We start from the raw sequence: 7,020 nt of genomic DNA, 5'->3' as shown, positions 1-7,020 counted from the left end.
GCGCGGGGGGGGCGGGGGGGGGGGTGGGGCCTTGTCCCCGGCCCCCCGCCCCCCCCCGGGGGGGGGGGGGGGGGGGGGGGGGGGGGGGGGCGGGGGCCCCCCCCCCCCCCCCGCGCCGGGGTCATGGCCTGTCCGTCACGGGTACGAGGCGAGGTCCGCCACGTTGGTGGACGAGTTCGAGGGTCCTCCGCTGTTGTTGATGACGTGGGTGATGGTGCCGGTGCCGCCCAGCGAGACCGTCACCATGCTGGTGAACCTGACGCCCGAGCCGGTCGGTGCCTCGATGGCGTGATCGGCGACGACGCTCGGATTGCTGCTGAAGTAGCAGTAGCTGCCGAGGCCGTACGCCTGGTGGCTGGTGACCGAGTCGGCGACCTTGTAGGCCGCGTAGCCCTTGGTCGAGCCGTTCGTCCAGGACGACTGGTTCGGCGGGTCGTACGGCATCTCGTTCTGGTAGAAGTACGTCCGGCCGCCGTTGCCGTTCCAGATGGTCTGGTACTTCTGGAAGTGCTCGACGAACAGGCCGTACATGGTGACGTCGTCGCCGCCCACGACCAGTCCGGTGTCGGCGGTGTTGGTGGTCCAGCCGACTCCGCTGCCGTGGTCGGCGCGCCAGATCCACATGTGGTCGCCGATGACGTTGTCGCTGTTGACGACCAGGCTCGTGGTGGCCTTGCCGACGCCCGCGCCGCCGACGCGGAAGTACACGTCGTGCAGCGAGGTGGGGTCGCTCGCGTGCGAGGCGGCGGAGCCGCTCGGGCCGACCTCCACCAGGGTGGCGGAGTTGGTGGTGCCGGCGTCGAAGAGCAGGCCCGCGATGTTGACGCCGTCGACGTCGGCGACCTTCATGGCGGTGATGCCGTTGTCCGGGACGAAGGTGGCGAGGCCGAGGCCGAGGACGACGGTGTCGGCGCGGTTGATCTGCAGGGTCTGGTCGAGGTGGTAGACACCCGGGGTGACCAGGAGGTTCTTGCCCGCCGTCAGGGCCGCGTTGATCTGCGAGGCGGTGGCGCCCGGCTTCACGACGTAGAAGCTGTCCAGGGAGAGCGAGGTGCCGGACGGTGTGCCCGAACTCCAGCTGGTGCCGCTGGAGCTGGACCGTGTCGACGGCACGAAGACCTGGTAGGCGCCGGCGCTGTCGACGTACAGGAAGGGCTTCTCCCGGACGACCGGGGTCTGGGAGACCGTCGTGTCGGGCGGGTTGGGGAAGCTGGTGCCCGGGACGCCCTGGCTGCCGACGAAGACCATGTTCCAGTTGGCGCCGGTCCAGCTGCCGAGCTGCGAGTTGCGGGTCAGCCACTGCTGCTGGCTGCCGGAGTTGACCTGGCCGTCGATCTTGCTGTCGGCGATCAGGCCGCCACTGGACCAGCCGCCGTCGTCCAGGGCGAGGTTGCCCCGCAGGTGCATCCGGCGGTAGGCGGAGGCCTGCGAGACCGCCCAGCGGTCGGAGCCGCCGGTCGGGGTGACGGAGAGGTTCTCCGCGCCCCGCCAGAAGTTCTGGGTGGCGTTGCCCTGGAACCAGTCGGCCTCGGCGTGCACCGCGCCGTTGATGTTGACCGAGTCCGGGGTCAGGCCGAGGCCCAGCACCTGGGTGTAGAAGCCGACGTTGACGTCCGCGCTGTAGGTGCCCGGCTTGAACATCACGGCGTAGCGCTGGGAGCCGAACTGGTTCGTCTCCTGCTGCTGGAAGATCGAGTCGAGGCGGCTCTGGATGGTCGACGCCGACATCGACGGGTCGAAGACGACCACGTTCGGGCCGAGGTCGGGGGTGCCGGACGACGGCGGCGTCACGGAGGCGACCTGGAAACGCTGGGCCGCGGTGCCGTTGCAGGTGTACTGGACCAGCTGCACGCTGTCCGCGGTCGAGGCGGCCGGGTCGTCGAGGCACTTGCCGCTGTTGCGGTTGACGAAGTGGTAGGCGCCGCCGCCCTCGTCGACCGGCAGCCACTGCTGGTTGGCCCCGCCGCCGTAGGCCCACAGCTGGGCCAGGGCGTTGTCGGCGGTGGAGACGTCGGTGACGTCGACCACCTGGTCGGTGTTGTTGCCGTTGTTGATCCGGACGTAGCCGTCGCTGGTGGCGGTGAGACTCCACTGCTGGGCGGTGGTGTTGTTGCAGGTGTACTGCTGGACGGCGGTGCCGTTCGCGGTGGCGGCCGACCTGGCGTCCAGGCACTTGCCGCTGGCGGCGTTGGTGAGGGTGGCGAAGCCGGTGGGCAGTGCGGTGGTGGCCGCGTGCGCGGACGGGGCGGCGGTCAGCAGGGAGGCCCCGAGAACGGCCAGCACTGCGGCGGTCGTCGGTCTGCGGCGCCGGGAAAGGCGAAGCACTGGATCTCCTAGTCCGAGGTGTGGGGGGGGATCAGCCGGTGTATCCGGCGAAGACGCGCGTGTAGTCCCAGTCGGACTGGCTCACGCCGGAGCAGCTGTCGGCGGAACCGCCGGTGCAGGGCCGGTCGCGGTTGGCGGACCAGAAGGTGAGCCGGGCCAGGTGGTGCTGCTGGGCGTAGGCGAGGATGGTCCGGAAGTCGGCCACCGTGACGGTCTCGTTGTTGTCGGTGACGCCGTTCATGGACGAGATGCCCATGTCCCGGTAGGCGGTGTCGTCGCTGTAGCCGTACGCGGACTTCAGCGCGTTCTTGAGGCCCTCGGCCGCCTGCACCGTCAGGTTCCCCATGTTCTGGCCCGCGCCGCCGAAGTCGAACGGCATGATGGCCCAGGCGTCGACGCCCAGCCCGGAGGACGCGGCCCGGTTGATCAGGCTGGTGTCGGGGCCGCTCTGCCCGGTGCCGATGGTGATGTACACCTTCAGGCCGGAGTTGTTTGCCTTCACCGTCTTCAGCGCGTCCACGACCCGCTGCTGCACGGTCCCGTTGCTGTAGGCGTCGGCCTCCAGGTCGATGTCGATGGCCTTGAGGCCGCCGTAGGCGTTGATCACCTTCTGGTAGGCCGCCGCCAGCTCGCTCGCGCTGGAGCAGGAGCTCTCCAGTTTGTTGCCGCTGTAGCCGCCGAAGGACGGGATCACGTCACCGCCGCCCGCACGCACGGTGTTGATCGTCTGCTGGTCGACGCCGCCGGTCAGGGCCCGGCTGCCGTCCCACTGCGGATTGCAGTAGCCGTTGCTGAGCACGAAGGCGAGCGTGTAGTACTTCACGCCGGTCGCGTTGGTGATCGTGGTCGGGCTCGGCGGGTCGCCCCAGCCGTTGTAGAGGTAGGGCGCCACGGCCATCGGCGAGGACGGGGTGGTGCCGCCGTCGGCCGCGGGCGCGGTCCACTTCTGGTTGGCGCCGCCGCCGCAGCTCCAGATCTGGATCCGGGTGCCGTTGGCGGAGTTGTTGTCGGTGACGTCCATGCACTTGTTCGCCTGCGGATTGACGATGTCGTGCGCGGACGACACGGTCCACTTCTGGTTCGCGCCGCCGGTACACGTCCACAGTTGCAGCTTGGCGCCGTCGGCGGTCGAATTGCCGGTCACGTCCAGGCACTTGCCGAGGGCGCGGATGGTGCCGTCGCTGCCGACCGTCCACTGCTGGGCGGCTGTGCCGTTGCAGTCGTAGAGCTGGACGGCCGTGCCGTCGGCGGAGTTGGCGCCGGCGACGTCGAGGCACTTGCCGGCGAGGCCGGTGACGGTGCCGGTGGCGGCCTGCGCGGGGGAGGCGGTGAGCAGGCCTGCGGAGAGCGTCAACGCGGCTATGGAGACGGCTGTGGGGAGAGGTCTGGCCATTGCGGGGGGTGGCCTTTCACGCGGGGGGATGCGACACGGATGCGGTCGACACCCGTGTGGTCACCGGGCGTCGAGCACATCCGTGAGGCTTTGTTTAAGGCGTGAAGCTAAAGGTCCGGACCAGTCGCGTCAAGGGGTCGCGCGCCAAAGAGGCGCGGGCCGCGTGGATGCGCGGCCGCCGCCGCGTGCGCGCCACCAGCCACGTCGAACCCGCGATCGGAAGCGGCCCGCGGCCCCGCGGCGGGGACCGCACGGCTCACACCGACGGCACCTCGGCGAGTCTCACGCCGACGGCACCTCGGCGAACTGCGTCCGGTACAGCTCCGCGTACCGCCCCTCCGCCGCCAGCAGCGCCTCGTGGGTGCCGCGCTCCACGATCCGCCCCGCCTCGACCACCAGGATCTGGTCGGCGGCCCGGATCGTGGACAGCCGGTGGGCGATGACGACGGCCGTACGCCCCTCCAGCGCCTCGGTCAGGGCCTCCTGGACGGCCGCCTCCGAGGTGTTGTCGAGGTGGGCGGTGGCCTCGTCGAGGATCACCACGCGCTGGCGGGCCAGCAGCAGCCGGGCGATGGTCATCCGCTGCCGCTCGCCACCGGAGAACCGGTAGCCGCGTTCGCCGACCACCGTGTCCAGGCCGTCGGGCAGCGACCGTACGACCTCGTCCAGCCGGGCGCGGCCGAGGGCGTCCCACAGCTCCTCGTCGGTGGCCGCGGGCCGGGCGAGCAGCAGGTTGGCGCGGACGGTGTCGTGGAAGAGATGGCCGTCCTGGGTGACCATGCCGAGGGTGGCACGCACGGAGCCCGCGGTCAGGTCGCGGACGTCGACACCGCCGATGCGGACGGCGCCCTCGTCGACGTCGTACAGGCGCGGCAGCAACTGGGCGATGGTGGACTTGCCGGCGCCGGAGGAGCCGACGAGGGCGACGGTCTGGCCGGGTTCCGCGCGGAAGGAGATGCCGTGCAGGACCTCGCTGCCACCGCGGGTGTCGAGGACCGCGACCTCTTCGAGCGAGGCGAGAGAGACCTGGTCGGCGGCCGGGTAGGCGAAGCGGACGTCCTCGAACTCGACGGCCACCGGGCCCTCGGGGACCTCGCGGGCGTCCGGCTTCTCCTCGATCAGGGGCTTCAGGTCGAGCACTTCGAAGACCCGCTCGAAGCTGACCAGCGCGCTCATCACCTCGACGCGGGCCCCGGCGAGCGCGGTGAGCGGGGCGTAGAGGCGGGTCAGCAGCAGGGCGAGGGAGACCACCGCGCCCGGCTCCAGGGTGCCGCGCAGCGCGAACCAGCCGCCGAGGCCGTACACCAGGGCGAGCGCGAGCGAGGAGACCAGGGTCAGCGCGGTCATGAACACCGACTGGGCGGTGGCGGTGCGCACACCGATGTCGCGGACCCGGGCGGCACGGGCGGTGAACTCGGCGGACTCCTCCTCCGGACGGCCGAAGAGTTTGATCAGGGTGGCGCCGGGGGCGGAGAACCGCTCGGTCATGCGGGTGCCCATGTCCGCGTTGAGGGCGGCCGCCTCGCGCTGCATCCGGGCCATCCGGCCGCCCATCCGGCGGGCGGGCACCACGAACAGCGGCAGCAGCACCAGCGCGAGCAGGGTGATCTGCCAGGACAGGGTGAGCATCACCGCGAGCGTGAGCACCAGCGTGACCAGGTTGCTGACCACACCGGAGAGGGTGCCGGCGAAGGCCCGCTGCGCGCCGATCACGTCGTTGTTGAGACGACTGACCAGCGCTCCCGTACGAGTACGCGTGAAGAACGCGACAGGCATGCGCTGCACATGATCGAACACAGCCGTGCGCAGGTCGAGGATGAGCCCCTCCCCGAGCGTCGCCGAGAGCCGCCGCCCGAGCACCCCGAGCGCCGCCTCCACGACCGCGACCAGCGCGATCAGCAGCGACAGCCGGACGACCGCGCCGGTGTCGTGCCCCGCCACGATCGCGTCGACGACATGGCCGGCGAGCACCGGGGTGGCGACGGCGAGCAGGGCAGTCGCCACCCCGAGCAGGACGAAACGTACTATCCCGGCCCGGTGCGGGCGGGCGAAGGCGGCGATGCGGCGCAGTGTGGCCCGTTCGAACGGGCGCCGCTCCTGCTGGGCGGTCATCACGCTGTGCAGCTGCATCCAGGCGGTGGTCTCCATACTCATGGGGGAGAACGTACGACCTCAAGCCTCGTTGAGGTCAATGCCGGTTCGCCGTCCCCTCGTCCGAAGGACCCGATGCGCCCTCACCCGCTTCCCGGCCGTCATCCGGTGTCTCCCCTCTTGCCATCCGCAGTTGGGGCGGCACGGAAAACCTCTCCCGGTGTGACAGCGGTAAGAATCCCCGACCTCCGTGAGAGCCGTCTCCCCCGGCTCGTCCGCCGCATCCCCGTGCGGCACCTCCTCACCCTGATCCCGCTCGTGCTGGTCGCGGTCATCGCGGTGCGGCACTGGCCGGTCCTCGTCGAGGGCTTCGGCCATCTGCGCGACGCCTCCTGGCCCTGGCTGCTGGCGGCCGGCGGTGCCACCTGCCTGACCTGGGTGGCCGCCGCCTTCACCCGGCAGGGCGCCGTGGTCCAGCCGCTGCCCCGCTGGCGGCTGCTGGCCACCCAGCTCGCGGCGGGCTCGGCCAACCATCTGCTGCCCACGGGGCTCGGCTCGGGCGCGGTCAACCTCCGGTTCATGACCGTGTGCGGGGTGCCGCTCGCCACCTCCTCGGCCGCGCTGGCCCTGTATCTGCTCGCCGAGTCGATCGCCCGGGTGGGCCTGATGGCCGTGTTCTTCGTCGCCTTCCCGGACGCGCTGCGGCTCGACGGCCTGCTCCCGAACGGGGACGTGGGTCCGGTCCTGGCCGTCGCCGGCTCGCTGGTGGCGGTGGCACTGGCCGCGCTGTTCCTGGTACGGCGGGTGCGCGAGCCGGTGTTCCGCTTCGTGCGCGCCGCCCTGGGCGAGGCCCGCTCGGTGCACACGCGCCCGGCCCGGGCGCTGGCGCTGTGGGGCGGCTCGCTGGCCTTCCCCGCCCTCCAGGCGGCCGGTCTGGTGGCGGTGGGACAGGCGCTCGGCCTCGACGTGCCGCCCGCGCACATGGCGCTGGCGTACCTGGCGGCCACGGTCGCCGTCGCCCTGGTCCCGACGCCGGGCGGCCTGGGCTCGGTGGAGGCGGCGCTGATCGTGGCGCTGGTGGCGGCCGGGGGCCCGGTCGCGGTGGCCACGGCCGTGGTCCTGGCGTACCGGATCATCACCGTGTGGGTGCCGTTGCTGCCGGGAGCACTGACACTGGGAGCGCTGGTACGGCTCAAGGTCATCTGACCTCG

General features: G+C 71.5%; 4 protein-coding genes. 1 reads left to right on the top strand and 3 read right to left on the bottom strand.

Going from position 1 to position 7,020, the window contains the following annotated elements; translation table 11 throughout:
* Positions 1-135 precede the first annotated feature (135 nt).
* The 3 genes from AB0P24_RS43845 to AB0P24_RS43835 form a co-directional block, all read right to left on the bottom strand.
* On the bottom strand, positions 136-2,325 hold the full coding sequence (locus AB0P24_RS43845; protein WP_365804346.1) for an RICIN domain-containing protein: 2,190 nt from the start codon (positions 2,323-2,325) through the stop codon (positions 136-138).
* Between the two features lie 31 nt (positions 2,326-2,356).
* Entirely contained in the window at positions 2,357-3,718 is a 1,362-nt protein-coding gene (locus AB0P24_RS43840; protein WP_365804344.1) for a lectin, read from the bottom strand.
* A gap of 282 nt (positions 3,719-4,000) precedes the next feature.
* On the bottom strand, positions 4,001-5,866 hold the full coding sequence (locus AB0P24_RS43835) for an ABC transporter ATP-binding protein (RefSeq protein ID WP_365804354.1): 1,866 nt from the start codon (positions 5,864-5,866) through the stop codon (positions 4,001-4,003).
* A gap of 165 nt (positions 5,867-6,031) precedes the next feature.
* Here AB0P24_RS43835 and AB0P24_RS43830 point away from each other — a divergent pair, with 165 nt between their 5' ends.
* Entirely contained in the window at positions 6,032-7,015 is a 984-nt protein-coding gene (locus AB0P24_RS43830) for a lysylphosphatidylglycerol synthase transmembrane domain-containing protein (RefSeq protein ID WP_365804342.1), read from the top strand.
* Positions 7,016-7,020 lie beyond the last annotated feature (5 nt).

Origin of the sequence: Streptomyces sp. NPDC086519, from assembly GCF_040686075.1 — a bacterium.
Classification (GTDB): domain Bacteria; phylum Actinomycetota; class Actinomycetes; order Streptomycetales; family Streptomycetaceae; genus Streptomyces; species Streptomyces shenzhenensis.
Note: the sequence above shows the minus strand (reverse complement) of the source record. Positions and strands in the feature narration are given on the sequence as shown.

What these genes read in the sequence shown, in the direction of transcription:
- AB0P24_RS43835 (WP_365804354.1), bottom strand. Translation starts at nt 5,866, where the DNA reads ATGGAGACCACCGCCTGGATGCAGCTGCACAGCGTGATGACCGCCCAG.
- AB0P24_RS43840 (WP_365804344.1), bottom strand. Translation starts at nt 3,718, where the DNA reads ATGGCCAGACCTCTCCCCACAGCCGTCTCCATAGCCGCGTTGACGCTC.